This window comes from Nocardia citri, assembly GCF_054065835.1.
The window spans coordinates 19,609-46,020 of the sequence record NZ_JBSUQM010000013.1 but is presented as its reverse complement, the minus strand read 5'-3'; the positions used below and the strand labels follow the sequence as shown (position 1 = coordinate 46,020).

Annotated in this window: 30 protein-coding genes and 1 tRNA gene; 24 read left to right on the top strand and 7 right to left on the bottom strand. The window is 65.5% G+C overall.

Going from position 1 to position 26,412, the window contains the following annotated elements; translation table 11 throughout:
- Positions 1-238: 238 nt before the first annotated feature.
- From ACW2Q0_RS19020 to ACW2Q0_RS19000, 5 genes are all read left to right on the top strand, one after another.
- On the top strand, positions 239-1,489 hold the full coding sequence (locus tag ACW2Q0_RS19020) for a KasA/KasB family beta-ketoacyl-ACP synthase (RefSeq protein ID WP_457191935.1): 1,251 nt from the start codon (positions 239-241) through the stop codon (positions 1,487-1,489).
- 105 nt (positions 1,490-1,594) lie between these two features.
- On the top strand, positions 1,595-3,514 hold the full coding sequence (fadD32, locus tag ACW2Q0_RS19015) for a long-chain-fatty-acid--AMP ligase FadD32 (protein WP_457191933.1): 1,920 nt from the start codon (positions 1,595-1,597) through the stop codon (positions 3,512-3,514).
- Positions 3,515-3,798: 284 nt separating this feature from the next.
- Positions 3,799-5,622, top strand: a complete 1,824-nt coding sequence (locus ACW2Q0_RS19010) for an ABC transporter ATP-binding protein (RefSeq protein WP_457191931.1) — start codon at positions 3,799-3,801, stop codon at positions 5,620-5,622.
- On the top strand, positions 5,619-7,682 hold the full coding sequence (locus ACW2Q0_RS19005) for an ABC transporter ATP-binding protein (protein WP_457191929.1): 2,064 nt from the start codon (positions 5,619-5,621) through the stop codon (positions 7,680-7,682). Before ACW2Q0_RS19010 ends, ACW2Q0_RS19005 begins: the two co-directional genes overlap by 4 nt.
- 36 nt (positions 7,683-7,718) lie before the next feature.
- A complete protein-coding gene (locus ACW2Q0_RS19000) occupies positions 7,719-8,327 on the top strand; it encodes a putative glycolipid-binding domain-containing protein (RefSeq protein ID WP_457191927.1) in 609 nt (202 codons plus the stop codon).
- 13 nt (positions 8,328-8,340) lie between these two features.
- Here the strand turns inward: ACW2Q0_RS19000 and ACW2Q0_RS18995 are convergent, their stop codons facing one another.
- Positions 8,341-9,291 carry a prephenate dehydrogenase gene (locus tag ACW2Q0_RS18995; protein ID WP_457191925.1) on the bottom strand — a complete coding sequence of 317 codons (951 nt, stop codon included), beginning with the start codon at positions 9,289-9,291 and terminating at the stop codon, positions 8,341-8,343.
- A 58-nt stretch (positions 9,292-9,349) separates the two neighbouring features.
- Here ACW2Q0_RS18995 and ACW2Q0_RS18990 point away from each other — a divergent pair, with 58 nt between their 5' ends.
- The 3 genes from ACW2Q0_RS18990 to ACW2Q0_RS18980 all read left to right on the top strand — a co-directional run bounded on the left by ACW2Q0_RS18990 (position 9,350) and on the right by ACW2Q0_RS18980 (position 10,513).
- On the top strand, positions 9,350-9,889 hold the full coding sequence (locus ACW2Q0_RS18990) for a tRNA adenosine deaminase-associated protein (protein ID WP_457191923.1): 540 nt from the start codon (positions 9,350-9,352) through the stop codon (positions 9,887-9,889).
- Positions 9,890-9,917: 28 nt separating this feature from the next.
- On the top strand, positions 9,918-10,352 hold the full coding sequence (locus tag ACW2Q0_RS18985; protein WP_457192112.1) for a nucleoside deaminase: 435 nt from the start codon (positions 9,918-9,920) through the stop codon (positions 10,350-10,352).
- Between the two features lie 73 nt (positions 10,353-10,425).
- Positions 10,426-10,513: transfer RNA gene (locus ACW2Q0_RS18980), tRNA-Ser, on the top strand.
- Between the two features lie 40 nt (positions 10,514-10,553).
- On the opposite strand, the gene ACW2Q0_RS18975 is transcribed toward ACW2Q0_RS18980, so the two are convergent.
- Both ACW2Q0_RS18975 and ACW2Q0_RS18970 read right to left on the bottom strand, forming a co-directional pair.
- Positions 10,554-11,777: a tyrosine-type recombinase/integrase gene (locus ACW2Q0_RS18975; protein WP_457191921.1), complete on the bottom strand. Its 1,224-nt coding sequence runs from the start codon at positions 11,775-11,777 to the stop codon at positions 10,554-10,556.
- Positions 11,764-12,276 carry a hypothetical protein gene (locus tag ACW2Q0_RS18970; RefSeq protein WP_457191919.1) on the bottom strand — a complete coding sequence of 171 codons (513 nt, stop codon included), beginning with the start codon at positions 12,274-12,276 and terminating at the stop codon, positions 11,764-11,766. The genes ACW2Q0_RS18975 and ACW2Q0_RS18970 overlap by 14 nt, the downstream gene beginning before the upstream one ends.
- 145 nt (positions 12,277-12,421) lie before the next feature.
- On the opposite strand from ACW2Q0_RS18970, the gene ACW2Q0_RS18965 reads away from it, so the two are divergent.
- The 9 genes from ACW2Q0_RS18965 (at position 12,422) to ACW2Q0_RS18925 (ending at position 17,952) form a co-directional block, all read left to right on the top strand.
- On the top strand, positions 12,422-12,610 hold the full coding sequence (locus ACW2Q0_RS18965; protein ID WP_457191917.1) for a helix-turn-helix domain-containing protein: 189 nt from the start codon (positions 12,422-12,424) through the stop codon (positions 12,608-12,610).
- A 92-nt stretch (positions 12,611-12,702) separates the two neighbouring features.
- Positions 12,703-13,275 (top strand): hypothetical protein, encoded by a 573-nt coding sequence (locus ACW2Q0_RS18960; protein ID WP_457191915.1) that lies wholly within the window; start codon positions 12,703-12,705, stop codon positions 13,273-13,275.
- Complete coding sequence (locus ACW2Q0_RS18955; RefSeq protein ID WP_457191913.1) at positions 13,272-13,682, top strand: hypothetical protein; 411 nt, start codon at positions 13,272-13,274, stop codon at positions 13,680-13,682. The genes ACW2Q0_RS18960 and ACW2Q0_RS18955 overlap by 4 nt, the downstream gene beginning before the upstream one ends.
- The gene (locus ACW2Q0_RS18950) at positions 13,672-15,093 is read left to right on the top strand and encodes an AAA family ATPase (protein WP_457191911.1); all 1,422 of its coding nucleotides are present in this window, start codon (positions 13,672-13,674) and stop codon (positions 15,091-15,093) included. Before ACW2Q0_RS18955 ends, ACW2Q0_RS18950 begins: the two co-directional genes overlap by 11 nt.
- A gap of 287 nt (positions 15,094-15,380) precedes the next feature.
- Positions 15,381-15,665, top strand: coding sequence for a hypothetical protein (locus ACW2Q0_RS18945; RefSeq protein WP_457191909.1), 285 nt, complete (start codon positions 15,381-15,383; stop codon positions 15,663-15,665).
- The gene (locus ACW2Q0_RS18940; RefSeq protein WP_457191907.1) at positions 15,662-16,054 is read left to right on the top strand and encodes a helix-turn-helix domain-containing protein; all 393 of its coding nucleotides are present in this window, start codon (positions 15,662-15,664) and stop codon (positions 16,052-16,054) included. The genes ACW2Q0_RS18945 and ACW2Q0_RS18940 overlap by 4 nt, the downstream gene beginning before the upstream one ends.
- Entirely contained in the window at positions 16,047-16,559 is a 513-nt protein-coding gene (locus tag ACW2Q0_RS18935; protein WP_457191905.1) for a hypothetical protein, read from the top strand. Before ACW2Q0_RS18940 ends, ACW2Q0_RS18935 begins: the two co-directional genes overlap by 8 nt.
- Complete coding sequence (locus ACW2Q0_RS18930) at positions 16,556-17,602, top strand: hypothetical protein (protein WP_457191903.1); 1,047 nt, start codon at positions 16,556-16,558, stop codon at positions 17,600-17,602. The genes ACW2Q0_RS18935 and ACW2Q0_RS18930 overlap by 4 nt, the downstream gene beginning before the upstream one ends.
- 2 nt (positions 17,603-17,604) lie before the next feature.
- Positions 17,605-17,952: a capsid cement protein gene (locus ACW2Q0_RS18925; protein ID WP_457191901.1), complete on the top strand. Its 348-nt coding sequence runs from the start codon at positions 17,605-17,607 to the stop codon at positions 17,950-17,952.
- A gap of 365 nt (positions 17,953-18,317) precedes the next feature.
- Here ACW2Q0_RS18925 and ACW2Q0_RS18920 read toward each other — a convergent pair whose 3' ends face one another.
- Positions 18,318-18,617 (bottom strand): hypothetical protein, encoded by a 300-nt coding sequence (locus ACW2Q0_RS18920; RefSeq protein ID WP_457191899.1) that lies wholly within the window; start codon positions 18,615-18,617, stop codon positions 18,318-18,320.
- A 129-nt stretch (positions 18,618-18,746) separates the two neighbouring features.
- On the opposite strand from ACW2Q0_RS18920, the gene ACW2Q0_RS18915 reads away from it, so the two are divergent.
- A complete protein-coding gene (locus ACW2Q0_RS18915) occupies positions 18,747-19,712 on the top strand; it encodes a helix-turn-helix domain-containing protein (RefSeq protein ID WP_457191897.1) in 966 nt (321 codons plus the stop codon).
- A gap of 305 nt (positions 19,713-20,017) precedes the next feature.
- Positions 20,018-20,389: a nuclear transport factor 2 family protein gene (locus ACW2Q0_RS18910; RefSeq protein WP_457191895.1), complete on the top strand. Its 372-nt coding sequence runs from the start codon at positions 20,018-20,020 to the stop codon at positions 20,387-20,389.
- A gap of 153 nt (positions 20,390-20,542) precedes the next feature.
- Here the strand turns inward: ACW2Q0_RS18910 and ACW2Q0_RS18905 are convergent, their stop codons facing one another.
- The gene (locus tag ACW2Q0_RS18905) at positions 20,543-20,683 is read right to left on the bottom strand and encodes a hypothetical protein (RefSeq protein WP_457191894.1); all 141 of its coding nucleotides are present in this window, start codon (positions 20,681-20,683) and stop codon (positions 20,543-20,545) included.
- 513 nt (positions 20,684-21,196) lie between these two features.
- Between ACW2Q0_RS18905 and ACW2Q0_RS18900 the strand changes: the two genes are divergently transcribed.
- Together ACW2Q0_RS18900 and ACW2Q0_RS18895 are read left to right on the top strand one after the other, a co-directional pair.
- Positions 21,197-21,412: a hypothetical protein gene (locus ACW2Q0_RS18900; protein ID WP_457191892.1), complete on the top strand. Its 216-nt coding sequence runs from the start codon at positions 21,197-21,199 to the stop codon at positions 21,410-21,412.
- 202 nt (positions 21,413-21,614) lie between these two features.
- Complete coding sequence (locus ACW2Q0_RS18895) at positions 21,615-21,815, top strand: hypothetical protein (protein ID WP_157110184.1); 201 nt, start codon at positions 21,615-21,617, stop codon at positions 21,813-21,815.
- Here ACW2Q0_RS18895 and ACW2Q0_RS18890 read toward each other — a convergent pair.
- A complete protein-coding gene (locus ACW2Q0_RS18890; RefSeq protein ID WP_457191889.1) occupies positions 21,812-22,009 on the bottom strand; it encodes a hypothetical protein in 198 nt (65 codons plus the stop codon). The genes ACW2Q0_RS18895 and ACW2Q0_RS18890 overlap by 4 nt on opposite strands.
- Positions 22,010-22,220: 211 nt before the next feature.
- Between ACW2Q0_RS18890 and ACW2Q0_RS18885 the strand changes: the two genes are divergently transcribed.
- On the top strand, positions 22,221-22,466 hold the full coding sequence (locus ACW2Q0_RS18885) for a hypothetical protein (protein WP_457191887.1): 246 nt from the start codon (positions 22,221-22,223) through the stop codon (positions 22,464-22,466).
- Positions 22,467-22,690: 224 nt separating this feature from the next.
- Here the strand turns inward: ACW2Q0_RS18885 and ACW2Q0_RS18880 are convergent, their stop codons facing one another.
- Positions 22,691-24,988: an MMPL family transporter gene (locus tag ACW2Q0_RS18880; RefSeq protein ID WP_457191885.1), complete on the bottom strand. Its 2,298-nt coding sequence runs from the start codon at positions 24,986-24,988 to the stop codon at positions 22,691-22,693.
- A gap of 207 nt (positions 24,989-25,195) precedes the next feature.
- Here ACW2Q0_RS18880 and ACW2Q0_RS18875 point away from each other — a divergent pair, with 207 nt between their 5' ends.
- Together ACW2Q0_RS18875 and ACW2Q0_RS18870 are read left to right on the top strand one after the other, a co-directional pair.
- Entirely contained in the window at positions 25,196-25,786 is a 591-nt protein-coding gene (locus ACW2Q0_RS18875) for a TetR/AcrR family transcriptional regulator (RefSeq protein WP_457191883.1), read from the top strand.
- Positions 25,787-25,824: 38 nt separating this feature from the next.
- Positions 25,825-26,319 carry an RrF2 family transcriptional regulator gene (locus tag ACW2Q0_RS18870; protein ID WP_457191881.1) on the top strand — a complete coding sequence of 165 codons (495 nt, stop codon included), beginning with the start codon at positions 25,825-25,827 and terminating at the stop codon, positions 26,317-26,319.
- Positions 26,320-26,412 lie beyond the last annotated feature (93 nt).

Sequence of the window (26,412 nt, the reverse complement as noted above, 5' to 3'; positions counted from 1 at the left end):
GCTCGCGGATCGCTCGGAACCACCAGCGCGGCGTCTCCGCTCAGCAGGTTACTCGAGCCGCGAACGCGACGACCAGCGACGGCCACGGTAGTGTGTCGAGCATCAGATCCGACCGAATGGCTACGACAGTGCTCACGGTCGGATAGCGGTTTGCTCAGTCTCAGATGATCTTCGGCGCACGAGCGTCGGCGCGCAGTTCCCGGTTTACCCCAAGAGTGCTGCCAGGAAAGTGAGCGAAATGCGGATACCGTCTATCAGGTACAGGAACTATCCCGACGTTGTCGTGACCAGTCTGGCGGCGACCACTTCGATCGCCGGCGATGTCGACTCCACCTGGAAGGGCCTGCTCAACGGCGATAGCGGTATCGATGTCCTCGAGGACAGCTTCATCGAGCAATTCGAGCTACCCGTGCGCATCGGCGGGCATCTGAAGGTCAAGCCGTCGGATTGCCTCACCAGGCAGGAGACACGCAACCTGTCCTATGTGGAGCAGATGGCCGTGGTGCTGGCCCGTGAGGTCTGGCGCAATGCGGGCAATCCGGAGGTGGACAAGAACCGCCTCGGCGTCGCCATCGGCACCGGCCTCGGCGGCGGTGAATACATCACGGCCGCGCGCGACCGACTGGAAAACGGCGGCTACCGCAAGGTATCGCCGTTGACCGTGCAGCGCATCATGCCGAACGGTTCGGCCGCCTGCGTCGGTATCGAACTCGGTGCGAAAGCGGGTGTGGTGACACCGGTCTCGGCCTGCTCGTCGGGTTCGGAGGCGATCGCCAGTGCCTGGCAGATGATCGTGATGGGCGATGCCGACATGGTGGTCACCGGCGGCGTAGAGGGTTCCATCCAGGCCGTGCCGATCGCGGCGTTCACCATGATGCGCGCCATGAGCACCCGCAACGAGGATCCGCGGGCCGCTTCACGACCGTTCGACAAGGATCGCGACGGATTCGTCTTCGGTGAGGCGGGCGCGATGATGGTCATCGAAACCGAAGAGCACGCCAAGGCGCGCGGCGCGACGATTCACGCGCGGCTGATGGGGGCCGGGATCACCTCCGACGCCTTCCATTTGGTCGCGCCGGATGTCGGTGGCAAGGGTGCCGCGCGGGCGATGACCAAGGCCATCCAGAAGGCGGGCATCACCAAAAGCGATATCAGCCACGTCAATGCGCACGCGACCGCGACCCCGATCGGCGATACCGCCGAGGCGCAGGCCATCAATGCCGCAGTGGGCGACCATGTTTCGGTCTACGCGCCGAAATCCGCACTGGGACATTCGATCGGCGCCGTCGGTGCCCTCGAATCGGTACTGACGGTGCTCTCGGTGCGTGACAGCATCATTCCGCCGACGCTGAATCTGGATAATCAGGATCCGGAAATCGAACTCGACGTGGTCAAGGGCGAGGCCCGACCGGGACGTATCGACTACGCCGTGAACAACTCGTTCGGTTTCGGCGGACACAATGTCGCGCTCGCCTTCGGGCGGTATTGAGCCGGTCGGGAAGACGCACCTGCTAGCCTTCCCGAGCTTCGTTATCGACCTGTGTTCGGTGTAACCGCACGGCCTGAGTGCCTGAGTTGGCAAAAGGATAAGGCGATGATCGACGAGACCTTCGACGACTATTTGGACGATCAGGGCAATATCAGAATCCGTGGCGATAAGACTCTGATCGACTTCGTCGACAAGCACTGCGCGGAGAACGGCGACGACCTCGCCTACCGCTACGTCGACTACTCGCGCGAGCCTGACGGTGAGTACATCGAATTGACCTGGCGCGAATTCGGCATTCGGTTGCGTGCCGTTGCGGCCAGGCTGCAGCAGGTGACCCAACCGGGGGATCGGGTGGCGGTGCTGGCCCCCCAGGGGCTGGACTACGTCGTCTCGCTCTTCGCGGCGGTCTACGCGGGCAATATCGCGGTCCCGCTATTCGATCCGGACGAACAGGGGCACACCGATCGCCTGCACGCGGTACTCGGTGACTGCACGCCATCGGCGATTCTGACCGTCGGTTCGGCCGCGGCGGGTGTGCGGAACTTTTTCCGGCACCTTCCGGCGGCGCAGCGTCCGCGCATTATTGCCGTGGACGCGATTCCCGACAGCGTCGGCTCGAGTTGGGTACGACCGGAAATCAATATCGACAGCGTTGCCTATCTGCAGTACACCTCGGGTTCCACGCGGACTCCGGCTGGTGTCGAGATCACCCACCGCGGGGTCGGCACCAATCTGCTGCAAATGATCGATGCCATCGGGGTACAGGAGAATTCGCGCGGCGTCACCTGGCTACCGCTGTTCCATGATATGGGTCTGCTCTGTGTGATCCTGCCGACCGTCGGCGGCGGTTTCATCACGATCATGTCGCCGAACGCGTTCGTGCGGCGGCCGTATCGCTGGATCAAGGAATTGGCCGCGGCCTCCGATGGCGCCGGAACCTTCGCCGCCGCACCGAATTTCGCGTACGAGCATGCGGCGGCCCGCGGTAAGCCGAAAGCCGGTGAGGAACTCGATCTTTCGAATGTGATCGGGCTGATCAACGGCAGCGAGCCGGTTTCGGTGTCGTCGATGCAGAAATTCAACGAGGCGTTCGCACCGTACGGTCTGCCCAAGACCGCGCTGAAGCCCTGCTACGGCATGGCCGAGGCGACGTTATTCGTTTCCGCGACCAAGGCCGAGGACGCGGCGAAAGTCGTCTACGTCGATCGCAATGAGCTCAATGCGGGCCGGATGGTGGAAGTGCCGAAGGGCACAGAGCATTCGATCGCACAGGTGTCCTGTGGTTATGTGGCGTTATCGCAGTGGGCGGTGATCGTCGATCCGGAAACCGGCATCGAACGCGGTGACCGCGAGGTCGGCGAAATCTGGCTGCACGGCGACAATATGGGCATCGGCTACTGGAATCGGCCGGATGAAACCGTCGCGACCTTCCACAACACGCTGGTCCGGCGACTGCGGCAGGGTAGTCACGCGCAGGGCACCGATTCGGACGCGAAGTGGATGCGCACCGGTGATTTCGGCGTCTATCTGGATGGCGAGTTGTATATCACCGGCCGGGTGAAGGATTTGGTGATCGTCGACGGGCGCAATCACTATCCGCAGGATCTGGAATTCTCGGCACAGCAAGCCTGCACCGCAGTGCGGCCCGGATTCGTCGCGGCCTTCTCGGTGCCCGCGAATCAATTGCCCCCATTGGTTTTCGAACAGGGCAGCCGTTCCGGGCTCACCTTCGATGCCGATGATACCTCGGAGCAGTTGGTCATCGTGGCCGAGCGCGGCACCGGTGCGGCGAAGCTGGATCCGGCCCCGATCGCCGACATCGTACGCGGTGCGATCGCCCAGGGCCACGGCGTCACGGTGCGCGATCTGCTGCTGGTTCCGGCGGGTTCGATTCCGCGCACGTCCAGCGGCAAGATTGCGCGACGGGCCTGTCGCGCAGCGTATTTGGAGGGTACGCTGCGCGGCGGTTATCAGCAGCAGGACTTCCCGGACGTGCCCGCGGAAGAGGCGCATTCGCCCGTCTGAACTCGGGTTTTCCGTACTCGGCGACGGTACAATCGAAGCAACGGACATCGGCGCCCGGGATCTGGGCGCCGATGTCGTATGCGGGTCGGGACTCGGTATCGATCGGGGGTTTTGCAGGGGGTTCTCGACCTCGACGTTACTCGAAGTCGATGGCTGTGGGCGTGGCGGAAATTCGGTTGGCCGATCCCGGGACTGCTGCGACGCTGAAATGTCGGACCCCGATGCGAACATCACCGGGATCCGTTCGCGATACAGCCAATCCACGCCGATCACGAGGGGGAGCTTTGTCCGTCACGCTCGATACGCCGTCGGCCGACACGGAGGTCGATAGACCGGAGCGGCCCGCCGCCGCCGTTGCGCCGGGCCGCTCGCATTCGCTGCGTCGCTGCTGGCCGTATCTGCGGCCGCATCGGGCCGCACTGCTCGGCGCGACCACGCTCGCGGCGCTCGCCACCCTGACGGCGATCATGATCCCGCTGGTCATCGCGCACATCATCGACGGTCCGATCCAACGGCGCGATATCGGCGGCGCCGTGCTTCCGGTGCTGCTTGTGCTGTTTCTCGGTCTGCTGGAAGCGTTCGGTGTCTGGGGTCGGCGGTGGCTGATCTCGAAGCCCGCGGCCCAGTTCGAGATCGATATGCGCGCCAAGATCTTCCGCAAGTTGCAGACGCTGTCGATCGGACGCCACGATGCCTGGGAATCCGGCCAGCTGCTCTCCCGCGCGGTCGACGATATGAGCACCATGAAGCGGTTCGTCGCATTCGCGGGGCCGTTTCTGATCGTCCATTCGATCGTGATCCCGATCGGTCTGGTGGTGCTGTTCGCGCTGAGCTGGCGGATCGGACTGACCTTCGCGATCATCGCCATCCCGCTGTCCTACGTCTGCCTGCGATTCGAGCGGCGCTACGGCGTGGCCTCGCGGCGCTCCCAGGATCAGGCCGGTGACTTGGCCACCACCGCTGAGGAGTCCGCGCAGGGTATCCGGGTGCTGAAGGCCTTCGGTCGCGGCGCGTTCTTCGGCGGGCGGTTCACCGCGCAGTCGCGGGAATTGCAGCAGACCGAACTGCTCAAGGTGCGGTTGGACGCCACGCTCTGGTCGGCGATGGTGTGCCTGCCGCAGCTTGCCATCGCCTTCGCCCTCGGCTACGGCGGTTATGCCGTCGCACATGACATGATGACGCTCGGCACCCTGGTCGCATGCATCACGCTGGCGACCTTTCTGCAGTGGCCGATCATCTGGACCGGCTTCCTGTTGGCCGAGTGGAATGATGCGCGCACGGCGGCGGACCGGTTCTGGGAGATCATCGACACCCCTGTCGACATCACCGATCCTGCCGAACCGGTCGCATTGCCGGTGCGGATGGTCGGTGAGCTGACCATGCACGGAGTGCGTTTCGCCTTTCCGGATGCGAAGGGCGAAGTACTGCGGGATATTTCGCTGAAGGTGCGACCGGGTGAGACGGTTGCGCTGGTCGGCGCGACCGGTAGCGGAAAGACGGCGCTGCTCAACCTGATTCCGCGGCTCTACGATGTGAACGAGGGCACCATCGCCATCGACGGCATCGATATCGCGTCGATGCGGGTGTCCGATCTGCGTTCGCTGGTCTCGGTGGCATTCGAGGAGCCAGTGCTGTTCTCGGCCAGTGTGCGGGAGAATGTCGCGCTCGGCGATCCGGAGGCCACCGACGACGATGTCCGGCGCGCATTGGATATCGCCCAGGCCACCGATTTCGTGCACGACCTGCCATGGGGACTTGACACCCGAATCGGTGAGCAGGGGCTGAGCCTTTCCGGTGGGCAGCGCCAGCGACTGGCACTGGCCCGCGCGGTGCTCGCGCGCGAAAGCGCGGGGGAGCGGACTCGGATCATGGTGCTCGACGACCCGCTGTCCGCACTCGATGTGGAGACCGAGGAGCGTGTTCAGGAACGGCTGCGCACAGTGCTGGCCGGTGCCACCACCTTGCTTGTCGCGCACCGACCGTCGACCGCGGCACTGGCCGATCGGGTGGCGCTGCTCGCCGACGGCCGGATCGTCGCGGAGGGCACCCACGATCAACTGCTCGAAACCAGCAGTCACTACCGCGAGCTGATGGGAGGCGAATCATGACCACGACCGAATCCACCGCCCCCGCCGATGATGCGGCCGACCGTGACGAGGTCGCCGACTGGCGCGGTATCGCCAATGAGGACAAGGCGGTCACCGAGACCGGAAATCTGGTGCTGGCCGGTCGATCTCGGCGCTTGCTACTGAGCCTGGTCCGGCCGTATCGCAAGCTCGCGGTCTTCGCCTTGCTGCTGATCGTGCTCGACAATGCCGCGATGGTGTCGGCACCGCTGTTCGTCGCGCATGGACTCGACGTCGGCATCGCCGAGGGTGTCACGGGGAACTGGGCGCCCTTGGCGCGCACAGTGGCCGGTTACCTGGGGGCGGTCGGTATCGGCGTTTTCACCACCTTCGTCTTCCTGCGAATCTCCGGAAAGCTCAGCCAGAGTGTGCTTTTCGATCTGCGGGTCCGGTTGTTCGCGCATATGCAACGGCTCAGCGTGGCATTCCACGAGCAATACACCTCCGGCAAGGTGGTCGCGCGGCTGACCGGTGATATCGAGACGCTGCAGCAGTTGCTGGAGAGCGCGCTGAATCAGGCGCTGAGCGCAATCCTTTCGGTGCTCACGATCGCGGTGCTGCTGATCTACCTGGATCAGACGCTCGCCGCGATCGTGCTGCTCGGATTCGTGCCCTTGGCCTTGGTCACCCGCTGGGCGCAGCGCAGGCAGCGGGCGGGCTACCGGCGCACCCGCGGCGCGATCGCGAAAGTGGTTGTGCAGTTCGTGGAGTCGATGGGCGGCATGCGCGCGGTACAGGCCTTCCGCCGCGAGGCCCGCAACGAATCGGTGCTCGCCGCCGAGGATGCCGAATACCGGCAGGCGAGCACCGCCGCGATGCGCGGCATGGGCGACTATGCCGGTCTCACCAAGCTGCTCGGCAATCTGACCACCGTGATCGTCATCGTGGTCGGCGCCCGGCAGGTAATCGAGGGCAATCTCGCCGTCGGTGTCCTCGCCGCGTATCTGTTGTACCTCAACGAGTTCTACGGTCCGCTCGATGAACTCGCTCAGGTATTCAACGCCTACCAGTCCGCGGCCGCGGCCCTCGAGAAGATCTCCGGCGTGCTCGAGGAGCAGCCCTCGGTGCGGGAACCGGAGCAGCCGATCGCTTTGCCGAAGGCGACCGGTGCCGTGCGGATGGACCGGGTGTGGTTCGGCTACGGATCTGCGGCCCCCACATCTTCCGGTTCGTCAAATCCAGTTTCGTCGGATGCGGTACTCGTTCAGTCGGATTCCGGCACCGCGGTGGCGGAATCCATCGTTTCGGAAGGCTCTGTCGCGACATCGCCGAACTCGGCTGGGTCGATGCCGGACGGCGCGGCAGCTGCCGAGATCACAAGTGTGGTGCCGCGACTCGAGCGGCGCGGGCGGGCGCGGCCGGTGCTGCCGGAGTTCTCGTTGGAGATCGCGGCCGGACAAGTCATCGCGCTGGTCGGTGCTACGGGTGCGGGCAAGTCCACGTTGGCCAAGTTGCTGACGCGGTTCTACGACCCGTCGGGCGGCACGGTGACCTTGGACGGAATTGATCTGCGGCGGCTGTCCGACGCCGATCTGCGGCGCAATGTCGTCATGGTCACGCAGGAGTCGTACCTGTTCTCCGGGTCGGTGGCCGACAACATTCGACTCGGTCGACCGGAGGCCGGTGATGCCGAGGTGTTCGCGGCGGCGCGCGCGGTCGGGCTGTACGACTTCGTCACCGCGCTGCCCGAGGGCTTCGACACCGACGTGCGCAAACGCGGTGGGCGACTATCGGCGGGGCAGCGTCAGTTGGTCGCGTTCGCCCGGGTGTTCCTCGCGGATCCCGCGGTGATCGTGCTGGACGAGGCGACTTCGAGCCTGGACATTCCCAGCGAGCGGCTGATTCAGCGGGCACTGGAGACGGTGCTGTGCGACCGCACCGCCGTGATCATCGCGCATCGGCTCTCCACCGTCGCCATCGCCGACCGCGTGCTGGTGCTGGAATCGGGCCGGATCGTCGAGGACGGTGCGCCGAGCGAGCTCATCGCGGGTAGCGGCCGGTTCGCCGGTCTGCACGCGGCATGGCGTGAGTCGCTGGTGTGATGCCGGTGTGTTGCCCGCGTCGCTTACGGTAGATACGTGACGAACCCAGACCTCGGCCCGGATAGCCAACCGGCGACATCGCGGTGGCCGGCGATCCTCACGTGGCGCGCGCACAACGCGCCGCGGATGGAGTCCGTCCGCGTGACGCTCAATGGCAACCGCATCCGCGCAGCCGGTCGCATGATCGGCGGCGACTGCCCGGAACATCCCGCGTTCAGTGCGTCCTATGACCTGGTCACCGACGAGAATGGCGTCACCAAGCGCCTGTCCCTGCGCAGCACCACCGCCGCCGCAGGGGAACGCCAGGCCTCGATCGCCAGGGATGAGGAGAACTACTGGCTCGTCGACGCCGGCGGCGGGCACGTCCGCTCCACCTTCGCGGGCGCCCTCGATGTCGACGTCGTGCTCAGCCCCTTCTTCAACACCCTCCCCATCCGCCGCTTCGCCCTGCAGAACGCCGTCGACGACATCGTGGTCCCCGTCGTCTACGTCCGCCTGCCCGACCTCTTGGTCCAGGAAGCCAGCCTCACCTACAGTAGCGGCGCCACCGGCATCAGCGTGCTGTCCCCCGTCTCCAGCGCCACCGTCACCGTCGACGGCGACGGTTTCCTGCTCGACTACCCAGGACTCGCCGAACGCATCTGACCCGGCGCGGCGGTCAGTCGAGTTCGGTGATCACGCCGCCGCGTCGGCCTGCCTCGCGCAGCGTCTCCAACCAGTTGTGGTCGCCAGGTCGAATATCGGTGATCGTCCAGCGCCGCGTGGTTTCGTAGTGTGCGCGGCCGTCGTGTCCGGCTTCGACGAGGTCGACCAGCGTGCCCTCGTCGCGGAGGCTGTCGCGGGCCGCGCTCAGCACGGTGAGGGTTTCCTCCAGCACATCCAGCAGGGCGGTGGCATTCGGTTCGCAGATCGCGCGGACCAGGTCCGGCGCGGTGGCGGCTACGCGGGTGCCGTCGCGGAACGAACCCGCGGCCAGTCCGAGTGCCAGATCGCCGCCCGCCGCTCCGGCCACGGCCAGCGCTTCGGCCAGCACATGCGGCAGATGGGAGATCCGGGCCACCGCGCGGTCGTGTTCGTCCGCGACCACCGGGGTGACCACCGCGCCGCAGGCCAGCGCCAGCCGCACCACTCGAAGCCACGGTTCGGGGTGGGTGTCCGCATCGACGCCGACCGCCCACACCGCATCGCGGAACAGCCCGGGATCGGTAGCCGCCCAACCGGATTCGGAGGTACCGGCCATCGGGTGCCCGCCGACATAACGGGCCGTGAGACCGTGCCTGCGCACGGCCTCGACCACCGGCGCCTTGACGCTCACCACATCGGTGAGCGAGCAGCGCGGCGCGAAGCCGGCCACCTCGGCGAGGATGTGGTCCACCGCGGGCATCGGCACCGCGACCACGATCAGCGCATCGGTATCGGCGGCCCGGGTCAGCACCCCGAGCAGATCCCCCGTGACATCGAATCCTTCTGCCCGTGCGGCCTGCGCACCGGCCTCTGACCTGTTGTAACCCCACGCGTCATAGCCCGCGCCGACGGCAGCGCGCAGCAGTGAACCGCCGATCAAACCCGTCCCGAGGACACACACCGGTGCTTTCTGGTCAGGAGTCATCGGAACAGATTCGCATACGACTTCAACATTTCGGCTCGAGCCGACTACCGTTGCGGCCATGGCAGCACAGCGCTCGGGCACGAACAAGGCTGCGTCGGATGATTTCGACGACGTGGAAGGGTTCGCAGTGGCGGTTGTCCGCGAAGAAGGAAAATGGCTGTGTAGTCCGCTGAGTCAGGCGGCGCTCACCGATTTGTCCGCAGCGGAAACAGAACTCAAGGCATTGCGCAGTTCCGGCGCGGTGTTCGGATTGCTGGATATCGATGACGAGTTCTTCATCGTGCTCCGTCCGGCACCGAGCGGCACCCGGATGCTGGTCTCTGATGCGACGGCCGCGATCGATTACGACATCGCCGCCGACGTACTCGAGGCCCTGAATGTCGAAATCCCCGACATCGATCCGGACGAACTCGACGATATCGAGCCATGGGAGGAGGGCGACCTCGGTGTTCTCGCCGACCTCGGCCTGCCCGAACCCGTGCTCAGCGTGATCCTCGCCGAGACCGATCTCTATCCGGATGAGCAGCTCGGCATGATCGCCCAGCGCCTCGGCTTCGCCAACGAACTCTCGGCGGTGCTGGACAAGCTGCCCCGCTGACGTGGGTCTGTATACCGATGACACCGATATGGTTCGCGCCGCGATCGCCGCCGCCGCCGATGCGGGCGATCGCGACGTACCGGTCGGTGCCGTCGTCTTCGATGCCGATGGTCGCGAGCTCGCGCGCGCGGCCAATGCCAGGGAGGCCCTCGGCGACCCGACCGCGCACGCCGAGATCCTGGCCCTGCGCCGCGCCGCCGCGGTCGTCGGCGATGGTTGGCGTCTGGAAGGCACCACGCTCGCGGTGACCCTGGAGCCGTGCACCATGTGCGCGGGCGCCCTGGTGCTGGCCCGCGTCGGCCGGTTGGTATTCGGCGCCTGGGAACCGAAAACCGGTGCCGTCGGCTCCCTTTGGGACGTCGTACGTGACCGTCGTCTCAATCACCGCCCCCAGGTCCGCGGCGGCATCCTCGAAGCCGAATGCGCCGCCCTCCTCGACGACTTCTTCCGCACCCAACGCTGACCAGAAACCGACCCCTACGACGCCCTCTACAGCCGATTTAGCGATCCGACCCCGGTCCGGTATGGTTGTCGGCGGTGGCGTGTCCGAGCGGCCTAAGGAGCACGCCTCGAAAGCGTGTGAGGGGTAACCCCCCTCCGAGGGTTCAAATCCCTCCGCCACCGCTTATGCCCCTCACCTGAATTGCCAGGTGAGGGGCTTTTTCTATGCCTGTGCGGCATCCGATTCCGCACCCGTGGGCACATTTTGGGCACGCTCCGAATCCTGGGCACTCTTCTGGGCACGTTTCAGAGCAACCGGCGCATACGCCTGGTCCATCGCATCCGCGAGCCTGTCAAGATCGTCGTCGAACAGGTCGCTGTAGGTGTTCAGCGTCTCCTTGGCGTCCTTGTGCCCCAACAACCTTGCCAACGCGAGCACGTTGGCACCCGCCGAGACCGACAGCGATGCACAGGTGTGGCGAAGGTCGTGCGGGGTGATCGGCTGGACCTGCGCCCGCTTCACCGCGCCGGTAAACCACCCGTCAACGGTCTTGGGACGCGGGAGATACTTCGTCGCGTCGTCCGGATGCGGGAACACCAGCGCATCTGGATCGCGGCCCTTCGTGTGCGCGGCCAACTCGGTGAGGATGAAGCGGGGGACGGGCACACTACGGCTCTCCTTGCCCTTCGTCGGCCCCTCCGCGTGGTCGACCCCGAGTTGAACAGCATTGTCCACCACCGTGATTCGCCTACGTGTGAAGTCGATATCGCGCACACGCAATGCGATCATCTCGCCCCATCGTGGACCGCAGTAGGCAAGGCACTTCACCAGGAGGCTATGTCTCCCTGCCTCTTTCGCCAGACGCGCTACATCTTCGGCGGTGAGGTACACATGCCGCTTCGCAGTCTTCTTCGGCAGCATCTCCGAGATGAGCTTGCCGCGGGCGACGTTCTTCGGAATCAACCTTCTCGGCTCTACCGCCATATCCAGAATGCTTGCGAGCACGCCGTACGCCCTGATGATGGTGGTTGCGCCCGCGTTCAGATCTGGTTTGCCCTTCTCCTGTGCTCGCTCCTGGGCGACAAGGCGCATGTCGACGATCCAGCCCTGAATCGATTCCGCCGTCACGTCGCCGATGCGGACATGTCCCCAGTGCGGCTGAACATGGACTCGCCAGGCGGTATCCAAGGTCCGATAGTTGGAGGGCGCGACGCTGGCCTTCTTCATTTTCAGCCAGTCCGGCGCTAGCTCGTCGATGGTGATCCGTCCGAGTGACGGCGCGACGTAGTCGCCCGTCATTTTCTTGACTTCGACCGTGTTGCCGAACTTTTCGGCGTCTACCTTGCGCCGAAATCCTCGCTTCTTGGTCTGCTCACCGCTCGGTTTGCGGTACCTGACCATGTACCGCTTCCCGGACTTCGTTTCGTACGACTCAATCGTCGCCATCGATTAGACCCATCTCGCGAGCCTTCCGAAGCCACCGTGCGGCGGTCGGTTTGGGCAGCCCAAATGTCACCTGCACGAACTCGGACGCCGCCGCCCGCATCGCTCGTGCGTACAGAAAGTGCGCGGCCACGTACTCCACATTCTCGGAGGTGGGCCCCTCACTGCGAATCCGCGCTTTGTCCTCCTCCGTCGGTAAGAAATTCCAGCCCTCGTCCTGGGCGAGGAAGCCGCCCAGGTCTGCGCCGAGCGTCAACGACCCGGCAAGGACCTCGTTGACCGCGATCGCCCGGAGGTCGGTACCGGAGATCGCCGCACCAGTCGACACGATATGAACGGCCAGCGGGGCGACGCGAACGCCGTCGAAATCCAGCTCGAACGACAGTTTCCAGCCGGGATGGGGTTCGTCCTCAATGTGAATCTTCCCGGGCAAGAGCATGTGGACATGCGGCGCGATCTTCTTCCACTCGGCATCGCGCGCTGGCACGTAGCGACCTGGCATAGAGCATCCTCTCAGCCTCGAACAGCGAGACATGCTTGACGTATTGGTATCACTACTTTAGATTGCGGTGGTGTCGAGTGATACCCAGTTGACTCGACAGTCTCACACGAAAAGGACGCGAATGGAAGGGCATAGAAACCCGCCAGTGGCGACGCCGCCAGAGGTCGCCGAGTACCTGCGGACGACAACTGCATCGTTGGCACAGCAGCGCTACAGGGGCGTAGGCATCCCGTACGCGAAGCTCGGCCGTCGGGTGATCTACCGGTGGGCTGATGTCGAGGCGTACGTCAAGGCAAACATCACCACCACAGCCGACCGGCCGGGGGCCGCGTGATGTTCCGCGAGCCCCAGTCGCAGAGCGGCCCGGGAGCGGCGGCCACCGCTCACCGGGCCAGTCAGAACCCCAACCACCAGGAAGAAGTTCCGATGACCAGCGTAAACCACCCCGGCGACCCGATCCGAGTCCCGGCCGATGACCCGGCGACCCTCGCCGACGTAGTCGTGTTGTGGCGCAAGGAGTTCCCGGACCTCGAGCTGGGTCCGATCGTCGACACGCTCGAGGCATACGCCGAGGCACCGAGGGATGCGACGCTGGCCGCGGTACGCGAGGCCTTCGAGGCGCAGCGGGCCGCGTCGCGGGTGAGCACGCTGTCTGCCGAGGAGGCTCGGGAGCAGATCGGCGTGCGGCACATCGGGCGGTTGTTGCGATTGCGGGCCACCGGTGAGGTCGTCGGCACCTTGCACACGCCGACGGGCCGCAGCCTGGTCGTTGCTCCGCTTGATCCCGAGAGCGATTGGCTGTTCTATGCGCCCGCTGATGTGGAGCTGGTGCCCGGCCCGGGTGGTGACGCCGCCGCCGACGAGGATGGCAACCCGTTCTCGCGGGCACTCGGCCACGTAGCCGAGATCCGCGCGCAGGAGGGTTGCGAACGTGTCGTGGTGTCGGCCGAGTCGCTGGCCCGGTACATCGAGGGCCTGCCGACCGAGCGGGCGGTGTGATCGTGACCGAGATCGCGGTGCGCGGTGCCGACGCGATGCTCGGCCCGATCCTGGCCCGGTCGGTTGCCCGACGCCTGCCCGGTCGATCCGATGCCCGGTTGGAGTTGGAGCGTCGGCGTGAGCGGCGCAGGGCATCGGCGGAACTGGATCGGTCGCTCGGGGGCGCGTCCTCCGTCGATGACGGCCGGGTCTGGCATGTGGGCGAGTACAACCCGCGCGCGGCGCGTGAGGCCTTGGCCCGGGCGGACGGTCAGTCCGAATTCATCAGTGACGCAAGGCGTTACGCGCTGCTGGTGCTGTTGGCGATCGAGGCGGGCGCGGACGCGGCCGAGGTGTGGTCGGCGATTCTGTCCGGCGGTGCGGAGCTGAAGCGCCGCGCGGAAAGTGAGGGCTTGAGTGAGCAATAGGATCCGCGGGCCGCGCGACGTGGCGCGGCTGATGGCGAAACACGCGGACACCGAGGGGGCGGCCGTAGCGGCCGCCCCCGAGGGGGCGTTGCCTGAGCCGACCGCCCATTGCCCACGGCACCAGGTGTACGACAACGTCTGCCCCACCTGCCGGAACTACTACCGCGTACAGCTCGGCGCAGTGAGGGGAGAGGACCGCTCGGACCGGAGTAGTCCACGGACCACGGACCCCGAATACGACGCCGACCGAGAAGAATACTTCGATCAAGTGGTCCGCGACGACTCTGAACGGTCCGCCAACGATCCCGGGCCGGTCTCGGACCAGGCGGAAGGGGAGGCCGCGGACTACTACGTCCGCCCGCGCACCTGGAATGCCAACGATCTTGAGGCCGCTCGCCAGATCGAATGGCTTGCGGCGAATCGGCTACCGCTGGCCGCGGTCTGCTACATGCTCGGACCGGAGGGCATCGGTAAGTCGCTGTGGACAGTCTGGCTGGTCTCGATCCTGACCACCGGGAAGCCGTTCGCCGGATTCGGCATCCCGCCACGCGATCCGATGGTTGTGGTCCTGGTGCTCACCGAGGACGACTGGTCGACCGTGGCACGGCCGCGCCTTGAGATCGCGGGCGCCGATCTCGAAAACGTCCGGGTGATCTGCGCCGAGCGCGACGGCTCCGGCGCGCCGAGCTTTCCCCGTGATATGGACATCGCGCTCGAGGCGTGCCAAGGGGCGGGCCTCATCGTCGTCGATGCCTGGGCCGACACGTTGCCCGCCAGTATCTCGGTCAAGGATCCGCAGCACGCCCGGCGCGCGCTGCACCCGTGGAAGGAACTCGCCACCCGGACCGGTGTGTCCGTGCTGTTGACCGGTCACACGAACCGGGAGAAGGGCGGCAACGTCCGCAACGCTTACGGCCTCTCGGGCGAGATTCGCAAGAAGGCGCGTATGACGATCCTCGCGCAGCCTGACCCGGACGAGGACGGCGTACTGGTGATCGGCCCCGAAAAGACGAACCTCACCGCGCCGGTACCGGCGTCGCGGTTCCGCATCGAATCGGTACGGGTATTCGACGCCACCGACACCAGCGACGGCACGGTGCCCCGCCTGGTGTGGATCGGTGACGCCGAGCAGTCCGCCCGCGACTACTTCGCCGACGCCGCAGCGGCCGAGATGGGCGACGCTGCCAACGATCGCAACGAGATTCAGGAGTGGCTGACCGAGTTCCTGTCCCAGGGCAGCGTGAAGGCCACCGAAGTGTTCCAAGCCGCCGACGCCAACGGATTCAGCAAGGACCAGGTGAAGCGGGCCAAGCGCGCGATCAACGCCAAGGCCGAGCGTCCGCAGAATCCCGGACCGTGGTTCTGGACCCTGCCCGCATTCACTGTCGACACAGAGAGCAGGGAGCAGTGAGCGCACCCGTTCACTTTCTGCCGCTCCCTGCGCTCCCTGCCGCTCCCTGTGAGGTCAGGAAGGTTTTGCCAGGGAGCACAGGGGAGAGCAGGGAGCGCAGGGAGCAGGGCGCAGACACGGACCCCTGTGCGCTCCCTGCTATCGCCTTTCACCACCCGAATCGAGAAGGGAGCGCCGCATGATCGGCGAAAAGACCCACCACCCGGCCACCGCGCGCCGGCCGTTGCGGATCCCGCCGCCCCCGCCGGCGCGGCGGGATGTGTGGCCGACGCATCGCCACAAGGAGCGTGAGCGTCGCCGAGCACATCGGCGGCCCGGTGCCGAAATGGGCTGTGATGTCTGACCAGACGGACGGCCCGGACGAATGGAACTTGGCGCAACGGGTGTTTGCCGTGATCGCTCACGGGATGGACGGTCGGCCCGAGGACATGGCTGCAGTCCTGGATGCCGGTGATCCGCTCACTGGAACGCATTTTTTGTGCGCGCTGCTTTTGCTGCCCGACCCTATCCGCGCAGACCTCGCCGCCGCGGCCCGCGCAATGCTGCTGCGGCACGCGGCGCGGAAGCCATGACCGTGCCCGAGGTGCAGCGGTTCGGCCCGGCCGTCGTGCTCACCGGCGCGGCCGTGCCGAACGTGCGCCGCTGCCTGATCGCCGCCGCCAAGGCGCTGCGCCGCGACGGCATCGCCGCCCCGCCTTGGCTACTGGTCCTGATCGCCGAATTGGCCGCCGCAGCGGCCGAGGTCGGACACGCGGACCGCGAAACCGGTGTGCCGCAGGCATCCTCGATGACCACCACAACCATCGGAAGCAAGGAGGTGGCCGAAATGCTCGGATGCAGTACCCGCCAGGTCCGGCGACTGGCCCGCACGCTCGAGGCGCGGCGCGTCGGCAAGACATGGACGTTCGACCCCGACGTGGTTCGTGCCTACCAGCTCGGAAGGAGCACCGAAAATGGCTGAAATCCCGTTGAACATCCCCTACTTCGGCGAAGGGCTGTCGGTGACGATGGATCCGTACGCCCCGAACGTCCTCGAGGACTACCTACGCACTGCGTGGCCCGATCTGTACCGCGCGGCGACCGAGGATGGTCCGTGTCCGCGCATGTTCAACGGGGGAGAGGACGACCTGCCGACCATCACCGCCAGCGGCGAAAATCCGCGCCTCCTGTTGGAGCTCCCGGGGCTGTGCAGGCATCACGCCGCATCCCTCCCGGACCGGTACTCCCTGTTCGAACTGCTCGAAACGGTGCGGCCCGACGACTATAAGGACTGCGCCGGGCTGCGCCGCGCCGTGGATCGCGTGCAGCAGTGGGCACGCGGTGCTGACCCCGACCCGTTCCGCGAGTACGGCAACTACGACCAGGCGGCGGCCGAGGAGGTGTTGACGCGTCTCGGCATCGGGCCCGATCGAACGCCGGGCATCACGCCCTGGCCGAAAAATCCTGATCCGGCGACGGGCCGATGAGTACGAAGAACGCGCCCGAGCTGGCGACGCTGCGCAATGTCCCGGTGCTCAAGGTCGGCCGGTTCAATGCCAGCACGGGACCGTTTGAGATCACCAAGGCCGACCTTGCCGCGGCGGTGAAAGCGGCGCAGAGTCTCCCGGCGCCGCGCGTGAAGATCGGGCACCGACAGAAGTGGTCGGACGGTGAACCCGCGCTCGGTGCGGTCGAAAACCTCCGTCTCAGTGCCGACGGTGCGACCCTGCTCGGTGATCTGGTCGGCCTCCCGGCCTGGCTGGCCAAGGTGGCGGAATCGGCGTACCCGAATCGGTCGATCGAGGCCGAGTTCGACTATCAGGCTGCCGACGGCACCACCCACCCGTTCGTTCTCACTGGCCTTGCCCTGCTCGGTACCGAACAACCGGCGGTCGGTGAACTGCCCAGCCTCAAAGACGTGCAAGACCTCTACGGCCTGGCTGCTGCTCGGCAGCGCCGCCACGTCGTGATCGCGACATCAGCGGAAGGAAAGATGATGACAGTCCGAGCGGCCGACCCGGCCGACACGCCAGCAACAAGCTCCGACGATGCCCAAACGCTGGATGGGGACCAGTGGACGGCCGTGTGCCAGATGGCCGGTGTCGAGGAGACCGTGACCGTTGACGAACTGCTTGCAGCGCTCGCCGGTCGCCTCGAGGCGTCGGCCGGTGATGTGAAAGCCGGTCGCGGCCGCGGTATCTGGATGAGCCACGCCGACCACCAGGCGCTCAAAATCGAGGCCGAGAAGGGCCGCCAAGCCATCGAGGCCGCGGCGAAGAGCGACCGCGAGCGTGTGATCGGCGACGCGGTGCGATCGGGCAAGATCGCCGCGGCGAGTCGGTCCGAGTGGACGCGGCTGATGGAGGCCGACGCGGGCGCAACCAAGCGGCTGTTGGCCTCACTGCCCGACCAGGGCGCGGTGCCGCTCAGCGAGATCGGGCACGCGAGCCAGCCCGAGGTGATGGATGACCCCCAAGCGATGCACAAGGGCGTGTTCGAGCAGCTGACCGGCCAACCCTGGGGGAAGTAGCGATGGCCGACCTGCAGATGAACATCTCGGCGTCGGTGACTGCCGGTCAGCTGGTGGAGATCACCGCCAGCAAGACGGTTGCGCCGACCAATGGCCCCACTGCTGCATGGCTAGGCGTCACCGCCTACCCACGGGAGTTGCAGCGCGGCGCGACAGTCACCGTCCATGTTGGCAGCGGCACCCGCCGAGTCGTCGCATCCGGACCGCTCACCGCCGGGGCGCTGCTTGTTGCCGCGCCGGACGGCAAGGTCGCTGTTTGCCAACCCGACACCGACCACAGCCTCGTCGTTGGGATCGCTTTCGCCGACGCCGAGGACGGCGAATGGACAGACGTGGTCGTCATGCGCTAGTCAGGGCCGACGCCGACCGGCCCCAGTGGTCCGGGCGGGATGGTGACCCGTGCGATTTCGTGACCGGTCGGGGAGGCTCCCGGCCCCGGCCGGTCCGATCTGCTGGAAAAATCTGACCCCACCCCCTTGCATGACCCCTCATAGTCAAACATTTTTTACAGCGGGGCCGAAAAACGCTGCGAACATAGGCCGCTGACCTGCCCAAACGAGCATCCCAAGCGCGTGCGAATTCCGTTCAGGAGAGATACCCCCTGACTGCCACGGCCGGGTCTACTCGCCGTCGTCGCCGGGCCACCAGATCGCCGCCGCGATAACCAGCAAGGGCAGGCCACCCGCGACGGCGAGACCGGCCACGTTCCACGCGGTCACAGCGCACCCCCGGCGAACGACCACCGCGCGAATGACAAGCGCGGGCAAACGGTTTCGATGTCGGCAACGTGCATGAGCCCGTCCAGCTCGAGCGGGCCGACGTGATCGGGTGCGGGCAGGATCACCGCATCGGCCCCGGCGTTGCGTACCTGATCGGCTAACGGCAACAGTGCGGGCCGCTCAGGCCACACCAGCCGGTACCCGAGCCGCCGCGCGAGCCGCTGCACCTGGGCAGCCTCCCATTGCGGCGCGGCGCTGTTGTCGTAGTCGATCCATGCGAGGGCCACCGGCTTCACTCGACTGCACCCCTTCGTCCGTTGGAAGGCACCCCCCGCCGCGGATTCGTTCGGTGTCGACGCGGCGGGGAGGCCACCTCATAGCTTGGTTGTGATCTGGGGGTGACAGGAGTGGGTTAATGTTCGCTGGTGTTCGCCAAATCGGCTGTCACCGGTCCTCTTCTACGTGAACTGCGCACTGCGGCCGGAATTAGCTTGCGCACCATGGCGATTCGGACTTCCTTCGCCGTGAGCTACCTGTCCGAAGTAGAGACCGGACGCAAACCTATGTCCGAATCCGTGATCGAGGCATACCGGAAAGTCCTCGGTGATCCCACGATCGGCCTGGCCGATGTCGACATAGACCGTCTGGCCGCCACGGTGGCCGATCCGGCCCATGCTGGCCAGTCCGGGCTATCGGATATCGCGGTAATACTGGAGCGCACACGCCACCTCGAGGACCAAGTCGGGTCGTCGCTGGTCGCCCCTGTCATTCGGGGGATTGATGGCGTGGCACAGGCATTGGCGGCCGAACGTGCCGGTGGGTCGGCTGCGGCCGGACTGGCAGCGGAAGTCAGCCGATACCGGGGCTGGCTCGAACACGCCATCGGTCGGCCGGTCACGGCGGACAAATCGTTGGCCGACGCATTCAGCCTGGCCGAGATCGCCGGGGATGATTCGCAACAGGCACATTCGCTGTCGTTCCGGTCCTACGTGGCGCGACATGCCGGAGATCTGCCGAAGGCCGTAGCGCTCGCCGAGGACGCCATACGGGCCGAGCACACATACCCTGCCTTGCGCGCATTCGACCGGTATTGGCGGGCCGAACTGCTCGCCGCCCAAGGTGATGTGAGCGCGGCGGCGCGAGCCTTGCACGCTGCCGACAAGGCCGCGTACGCCGCGGAGGGGACCGAACTACCTGCGTACGGCTACTGGTACCTGCCGGGGTTCTTGGCCGTGCAGCGCGGCGTGGTGCTCGCAACCATGGGGCGCAAGGCCGATGCGATCCGGGAGGCAACCCAGGGCGTCGCAGCGATGCCAGCCGACCACCAGCGGGCCGACTGGCTGGCCGCGATGCTCGCGCAGATCGAGCCAGAATGGGGCGGAACGGCCTGATTCTGGGCACATTTTGGGCACAACTTGCCGTGAAACACAGTGATTTGCCGTGAATTACAGTGATGTGTTTTCGCAGGTAAATCGGTATTTGAGCCTCTGACCACGGGGGCGATTAGGGTTCAAATCCCTCCGCCACCGCACCAGCCTCTCACCTGTCAGCTCAGGTGAGAGGCTTTCTTCTTAGGTTGGTGGTGTTGCGAGCTTTGTGCGGAGCCCGGGCGGTCTGATTTCGGCTCGGGACTGATTCCCCCGAGTTAACGTTCAAATTTGAACTACAGCGATCACTTCGTAGGAAAGGACTCGCCGTGACCAGTTCCCCCGCCGACCTCATGCGACGCAACCTTCTCGACGTATTCAACGAACCGGACCCGGGCCGTCGGGCCGCAGCCATCGCCGAGACCTACCACGAAGCTGTGGTATGGCACGAACCGGACCGAATTGTGCGCGGGCGCAAGGACTTCGAACTCCGCGCCGAGCAGTTGCGCGCCGAAAACCCGGACTGGGTCTTCCGACCCGTAGGCCCAGCGTCGGAGCTCGACGATATCGGTCACCTCGGCTTCCACTACGGCCCTGCCGGCCAACCGCCGGTGGTCAGCGGCATGGACATTGCTCGTACCAACGACGGCGTCATCATCGAGCTCTACACCATCGTCACCGAGATCGGTCAGTCCTCGTAGCGCTACCGCCTCGCCACACTGTTGGATGTAACTCGACTCGATGTACAAAGGCGCCTGTAATCGCCGCTGCCGCAGCTGATTCAGCGCTGGGCGCACAAGTTCGCATACGGGCCCGGCGCACCTTTACCGGCCAGGTCCGGCGGATCGGTCGCGCTAGTCCGTGTCCGGGAAAGCCTGGCGCACACCGATGGTGATCGCTTCGGCTTCGGGCAATCGGCGGCGTCGGAGGCGCCGCAGCACTTCCAGGACGCTCGCGGTCTGATTGTCGCTGTGCGCATCGATGAACGCGGCCACTTCTTTTGGACGTCGGACGGCAATCCGGATCCTCATACCACCCATAAGACGATGGTATGCGCTTGGCGCCGTACATGTTTAGTCCGAGATCGCCTGGATTACGGCTCGGGGTCCGGCCGACGCAGGCCAACGGTCCGGGTCGATGCCGAGACGAGGAAGGAGCGCCCTGGTTCTGTTCATCCCGCAGCATCGACACCGAATCTCGGTGGTCCAGTTCCATGCGCTTGGTGAACTCGTCGATGCAGGTGCAGGTGCAGGTGCAGGTGTCGGAGATGGGGGTGCGGCGTTCGGGGTAGGGCTTCGTAGCGGGCGACGGCCATCAGCAGCGGGATCCGGCCAGGGATCGTCCAGCCCAGCAGATTCGCCGGCTGGCGCCGACGAATCCGCCGGTTGCGGAGGTTCCTGGGTAAGTCGGCGCCGAGCGGGTATACGGCGATTAGGTAAGCGCGAGGAAGGTGCGCTGCGACAATGCGGTGCTGTACGAGCCGCGCGGGATTGATGCGCGAGAGTTAGATGAGAGAGCCCTATTTTCGATTCGGCAGTCTGCTGGTGCTGATCTGGCTGGTGATCGGCGTCGTTGCCGCGGGGCAGCGGCACTATTTCGACAGTAGTCCGGTCAATTGCGCCGGATTCGGCACGATCGCGGTGACGGTGATCGCCGGACCGCTCAACTACATGGGCGTGAATCCGAAGATCGCCGATTGCAAGGTGCCGCAACCCAGTTCGTAATGTTCGAAGGCTGAGTGCCGAGGATCCGGCCGCCCTCGGGGCTCGGGGCTCGGGGCGGGTCGGCGACATGCGGTGTGGTCGGGCGCGCCCGACGACGCCTGCGATATGTGCTGAATGCCCGAGTGTGGGCCGGGCGCGATGCGATAATTCGCCGAACCACCAACCGCGTTTGCGCGATTCGCGCGGGAGAGATACGGGCGAGATGAAACTTGGCAGCGTGCTGATCGTGATCTGGTTGGTTATCGGCGTTGTCGCGGCCGGGCAGCGGCACTATTTCGACAGTGGTCCGATCAACTGCGCGGGCTTCGGCACGATCGCCTTGACCGTCCTCGCCGGACCGCTCAACTACATGGGCGTGAATCCGAAAATCGCCGACTGCAACGTCCCGCAACCGAGTCCCTAGATCGGTACCCGATGATGCCCGGGCGGTGCCGCGCGATCGACGCGCAACGAGCGCCGCCATGGCACCAGCGCGATGACGCCGGCGAAGGCGCTCGCCGCGGTGCTGGTGCCGATTATGTCGAACAGATACTTGGCCAAGCCCGCACCCAGTTGGATACTGACCATAGCGGCAAGGATGAGGGTCGGCGCGGACACCGCGCGAGCCGCACGTGGCTGAACCTGCACAGCCCGAACGTGACGTGTCCTAAGTAAATGACATTGGACCGGTCGGTTTCTCGAGCGGTGCTTATAGGCCGATCGATGCCCGATACGCGGTGATCGGCACAAGCGCTCAGCGGCCGGGAGAGTGTTCGTCTCGTGTTCGGGTATCCAGCGTGGTACGCGAGTGCGAAAGGAAGCGATGACGATGCGCGAGCGTGTGCCCGATCGGAGACCAGCGCCTTCCGCTGGGACTCGACTGCTAGGACTGCTCCTGCTGATCTGGCTGGCCATCGGCGTTATCGCCGCAGGTCAGCGCCATAACTTCGACCCCGCACCGATCAACTGCGCTGGTTTCGGCACCATTGCCCTGACGGCGCTGGCCGGTCCACTCAACTACCTGGGTGTGAACCCTCAGGTCGATGAGTGCGACCTGCCGCAGCCCAGCCGGTAATATCTTGGCTCCCATCGGAATTTGGTTCGATCATCGGTGAATTCCAGTGGGAGCGTTCCGAATTGGAAGCTCAGCCGCCGCGCACCGGCTGTCATATCGAGTCGGATACCGGCTGCCCAGGCAATTCGTACAACTCGGTCCCTGTCACATCGCCGCGAAACGCGCTCGGCCCCACACCGGACTGGCGGATTACTCCGGGTGCGGGGCCGAGCGGCTTACTCCGATCAGCTCACGCCGACCGGCACCTGCACCGTCTCCGCGGACCGCTGCTGCAGCTCACGCAGCTTCGCGCCCTCGATGTCGATATCCGGCAGGATCCGATCCAGCCACTTCGGAATCCACCAGGACCATTTGCCCATCAGCACCAGCAGCGACGGGATCACGATCATGCGGACGATGAACGCGTCGATCAATACGCCCGCCGCCAGCGCGAAGCCGAACGATTTCGCCGTGACATCGGATTCCAGCAGGAAGGAGCCGAACACCGAGATCATGATGACCGCGGCCGAGGTGACGACCCGGGCGCCGTGGTGATAGCCGGCGACCATCGCGTCCTTCGGCGACTTGCCCTTGACGAATTCCTCGCGCATCCGGGTCACCAGGAATACCTGGTAGTCCATGGCCAGACCGAACACCAGACCGATCAGCATGATCGGCAGGAAGCTGACCAGCGGATGCGGATCCTCGATCAGCCCGAGCTTGCCCTCCTGGAAGATCAGCACTGTCGCACCGAAGGTGGCCGCCATGGAGAGCAGGAAGCCGAGCGCCGCGGTCAGCGGCACCAGGATCGAGCGGAATACCAGGATCAGCAGCAGGAACGCGGCACCGGCCACGATGGCCAGATACGGCACAATCTTGCTCAGCAGCACATGGTCGACATCGGCATAGATCGCCGTAGTGCCGGTGATGCCGTATTCGATGCCGTACTCGGACTGCATCTGCGCTTCGGCATCGCGGGCGGCATTGACCAGGTCCTTGGTGGCCTGGTTGTTCGGACCCGACTTCGGCACGCCGTCGAGCAGCGCGCCCGCCTTGTCCGCACCACTCCACTTCGGCTCGGTCACATAATCCATGCCCGCGTAGGACGCGAGCTTGGACCGCAGCGCGGTCACCGCGGCCTCGCGCCGGTCGGCGGGCACCTTCGTGAGGTCGACCGCGACATTGAGTACGCCGTTGCTGCCCTCACCGAAGCCCTCGGTGCGCAACTCGTAGGCCTTGCGGATGGTCGAGGTCTTGGGCTGGCTGTCGTCGCCGGGCAGGCCGAGGCTCAGACCGGCGGCGGGTACGGCGAGCAGACCGAGCACTACCACGCCGAGCAGCAGCGTCACCGCGGGCGCCCGGCCGATCAACCGGCCGACGCGCATGCCGTTGGTGACGGACTCGTCGTCCTCGGGATCGTGCTGGGCCACGATCGGCAGCTTCGGCTTGAACAGGAACCGGCCGAACGCACCGAGCAGCGCCGGCATCAGCGTAATGGCGGTGAGCACTGCGAACGCCGCGGCGATCGCACCTCCCAAACCCATGAACGTCATGAATTGCACGCCGACGATACTGAGTCCGCCGAGCGCGATGATCACGGTCAGACCGGCGAAGACCACGGCGGAACCGGCCGTACCGAGGGCGGTACCTGCCGCCTCCTCCGGCGAATCCTGCACTGCCAGTTCGTGCTTGTAGCGTGACACGATGAACAACGCGTAGTCGATCGACAGGGCGATGCCGATCATGGACGCGAGGAAGGTTGTAAAGCTGGGGACCTCGATGATCGAGGTACCAAGGAAGATCAGCGAGGTGGCCGCGCCGAGGCCGACGATCGCGGTGATGATCGGCACGAAGGCGGCGACGATGGCGCCGAAGGCGATGATCATGACGACCAACGCGATGGCCATGCCGATCTGCTCGGACCTACCGCTCGGGGCCGCGTTCTGTTGTGCGATCGAGCCGCTCATCTCCACCCGCAGCCCGGCGTTGCGGGCATCGCTGGCGATGTCGTAGGCCGCGTGGCGCTGCGCGTCGGTCACGTCGGTGAACTTCTTGATGGTGAACGGGACGCTGAAGAAGGAGACCGAATCGGGAGCCGTCTTGCTGAGCACGTTCAGCGGTGCGCCACTGCACTTGGACGGATCCGGGTCGGCGATGCACCCCGACTTCTCGGCGGTCTCGACCGGATTGATCACCGGTTTGCTGTGGTCGACGATGTCGAGTGTGCCGAGCTTGGCGATGAAGGCCTCCAGTGCCGCCCGGTTCGCCGGATCGGTCAGTTTCTGTCCTTCGGGTGCGGCAATGACATAGGTGCCGGTCACGGCGTCGAATTTGAAGGCATCGGAGGCGCCGGGGAAGTGCTTGTCGAGGATTTCGTTGGCGCGGGCCGACGGCAGGGCGGGCATGCTGAAGTCATTGCTCATCGGCTCCTTCAGCTGCGTGCCTAGGCCGCCGAGCAGCAGGAACAGGACAAGCCAGACCGGAAGCACTATCCATTTCCTGCGGAAAGCGAACTTTCCCCATCTGTACAGATAAACGGACACGAAGGGTTCTCCTAATGAGTGGCTGGTTACGTGCTGATTTCGCGGCACGTAGACAAGCACTCGCGGGGGTTGTCCTGCCTACCCCGCCTCCATTGACACTTCCTGCCTACCGTGCGGTAGGTAGACTACCCAGGAGATAAGCGGAGGCACAACCTCGACTTTGAGGGCGATGCTGGCTCAGCGCATATGTAATGAGAGGATCACCCCATGACCGTTCGTGACGCGGGCGACGTCGTCGCTGTCGGCGGCACAAAAATGGCAATTCGCGACGCCGCGGTGAAGCTGTTCGGGGCCAAAGGATTCGAACAGACGAGTTTGCGTGAGGTCGCGGATGTGGTGGGAATCACAAAGGCTTCGCTCTACTATCACTACGCCTCGAAGCTCGATCTGCTGCTGGCGATCGTCGATCCGATCGTCGATCACATGCGCTCGGTGATCGAGGATATCGATGCGGTTCCACGCGATGCGGAGGGTGTGCGCGCTGTGCTGTGCGCCTATCTGCGCGGCATGATCCGTCATCGCGACGCCGGCGCGCTATTTGTCCGCGACGCCGTCGCCATCGTCAATGTCATGGCCGACCGGTGTCCGAACATCCTGGATTCGACTCGGGTACTGCGCGAATGGCTCGCCGGACCCGACGCCGACGATGTCGCCAAGCTGCGCGTCAGTGCGGCGCTGGAGGTGCTCAGGGTGGCACTGCTGTCCACCGAACTCGTGCCCGGCGTCGAGGATTCCGTAGTGGAACGCACGCTGCTGGACGCGGCCACCTGTGTTCTTACCGGCTGCCACAGCGCGTAGATTCGTTCGAACATCGAAGAGGTCAGGGAGTAGCCGCCGTGCACATCACCGCGAGGGTCGATTACGCGGTGCGGACCCTATTGGAGATCGCCCGCGCACCCCAGGCCTATCGTGCGCCGGATCCGGTCGCCGTGCAGGTCGCGCCGGTGGTGAAGGCCGAGGCGATCGCGACCGCGCAGCATATCCCGCCCAAGGTGCTCGAGACCGTACTCGCCGAATTGCGCAGAGCTGATCTGGTGACCAGCAGGCGCGGTCCGGATGGCGGCTATTGGCTGGCCCGCCCCGCCGCGCGGATTTCTATCGCCGATGTGATCCGCGCGATCGAGGGCCCGCTCGCCTCGGTACGCGGTGAGCGTCCGGAGGATGTGCGCTATCCGGGTGCGGGCGAACCATTGCAGCGGGTGTGGATCGCGCTGCGGGTGAATATCCGTGCGGTACTGGAGAATGTCTCCATCGACGACATCGCGCAGGACCGGCTGCCCGGATTCATCGGCACGCTCATCGAGGATCCCGGTGCGTGGGCGCGGCGCTGATTCGCCTCGAGTCATGCCGACCGAAAGCCTCGCGCGCCAACATCGCTGCTGGTCAGGAATGTCCGCGACGGATCGCGCGGAATGACGGTAGCC

Bases quoted from the DNA above. Each gene is read 5' to 3' on its own strand.
- ACW2Q0_RS18895 (WP_157110184.1), top strand. From the start codon at position 21,615: ATGAAACTTGGCAGCGTGCTGATCGTGATCTGGTTGGTTATCGGCGTT.
- ACW2Q0_RS18885 (WP_457191887.1), top strand. From the start codon at position 22,221: ATGCGCGAGCGTGTGCCCGATCGGAGACCAGCGCCTTCCGCTGGGACT.
- ACW2Q0_RS18900 (WP_457191892.1), top strand. From the start codon at position 21,197: ATGAGAGAGCCCTATTTTCGATTCGGCAGTCTGCTGGTGCTGATCTGG.
- ACW2Q0_RS18940 (WP_457191907.1), top strand. From the start codon at position 15,662: ATGACCGTGCCCGAGGTGCAGCGGTTCGGCCCGGCCGTCGTGCTCACC.
- ACW2Q0_RS18930 (WP_457191903.1), top strand. From the start codon at position 16,556: ATGAGTACGAAGAACGCGCCCGAGCTGGCGACGCTGCGCAATGTCCCG.
- ACW2Q0_RS18960 (WP_457191915.1), top strand. From the start codon at position 12,703: ATGACCAGCGTAAACCACCCCGGCGACCCGATCCGAGTCCCGGCCGAT.
- ACW2Q0_RS18975 (WP_457191921.1), bottom strand. From the start codon at position 11,777: ATGGCGACGATTGAGTCGTACGAAACGAAGTCCGGGAAGCGGTACATG.
- ACW2Q0_RS18935 (WP_457191905.1), top strand. From the start codon at position 16,047: ATGGCTGAAATCCCGTTGAACATCCCCTACTTCGGCGAAGGGCTGTCG.
- ACW2Q0_RS18875 (WP_457191883.1), top strand. From the start codon at position 25,196: ATGACCGTTCGTGACGCGGGCGACGTCGTCGCTGTCGGCGGCACAAAA.
- ACW2Q0_RS19020 (WP_457191935.1), top strand. From the start codon at position 239: ATGCGGATACCGTCTATCAGGTACAGGAACTATCCCGACGTTGTCGTG.
- ACW2Q0_RS18925 (WP_457191901.1), top strand. From the start codon at position 17,605: ATGGCCGACCTGCAGATGAACATCTCGGCGTCGGTGACTGCCGGTCAG.
- ACW2Q0_RS18985 (WP_457192112.1), top strand. From the start codon at position 9,918: ATGGTTCGCGCCGCGATCGCCGCCGCCGCCGATGCGGGCGATCGCGAC.
- fadD32 (WP_457191933.1), top strand. From the start codon at position 1,595: ATGATCGACGAGACCTTCGACGACTATTTGGACGATCAGGGCAATATC.
- ACW2Q0_RS18995 (WP_457191925.1), bottom strand. From the start codon at position 9,291: ATGACTCCTGACCAGAAAGCACCGGTGTGTGTCCTCGGGACGGGTTTG.
- ACW2Q0_RS18970 (WP_457191919.1), bottom strand. From the start codon at position 12,276: ATGCCAGGTCGCTACGTGCCAGCGCGCGATGCCGAGTGGAAGAAGATC.
- ACW2Q0_RS19005 (WP_457191929.1), top strand. From the start codon at position 5,619: ATGACCACGACCGAATCCACCGCCCCCGCCGATGATGCGGCCGACCGT.
- ACW2Q0_RS18990 (WP_457191923.1), top strand. From the start codon at position 9,350: ATGGCAGCACAGCGCTCGGGCACGAACAAGGCTGCGTCGGATGATTTC.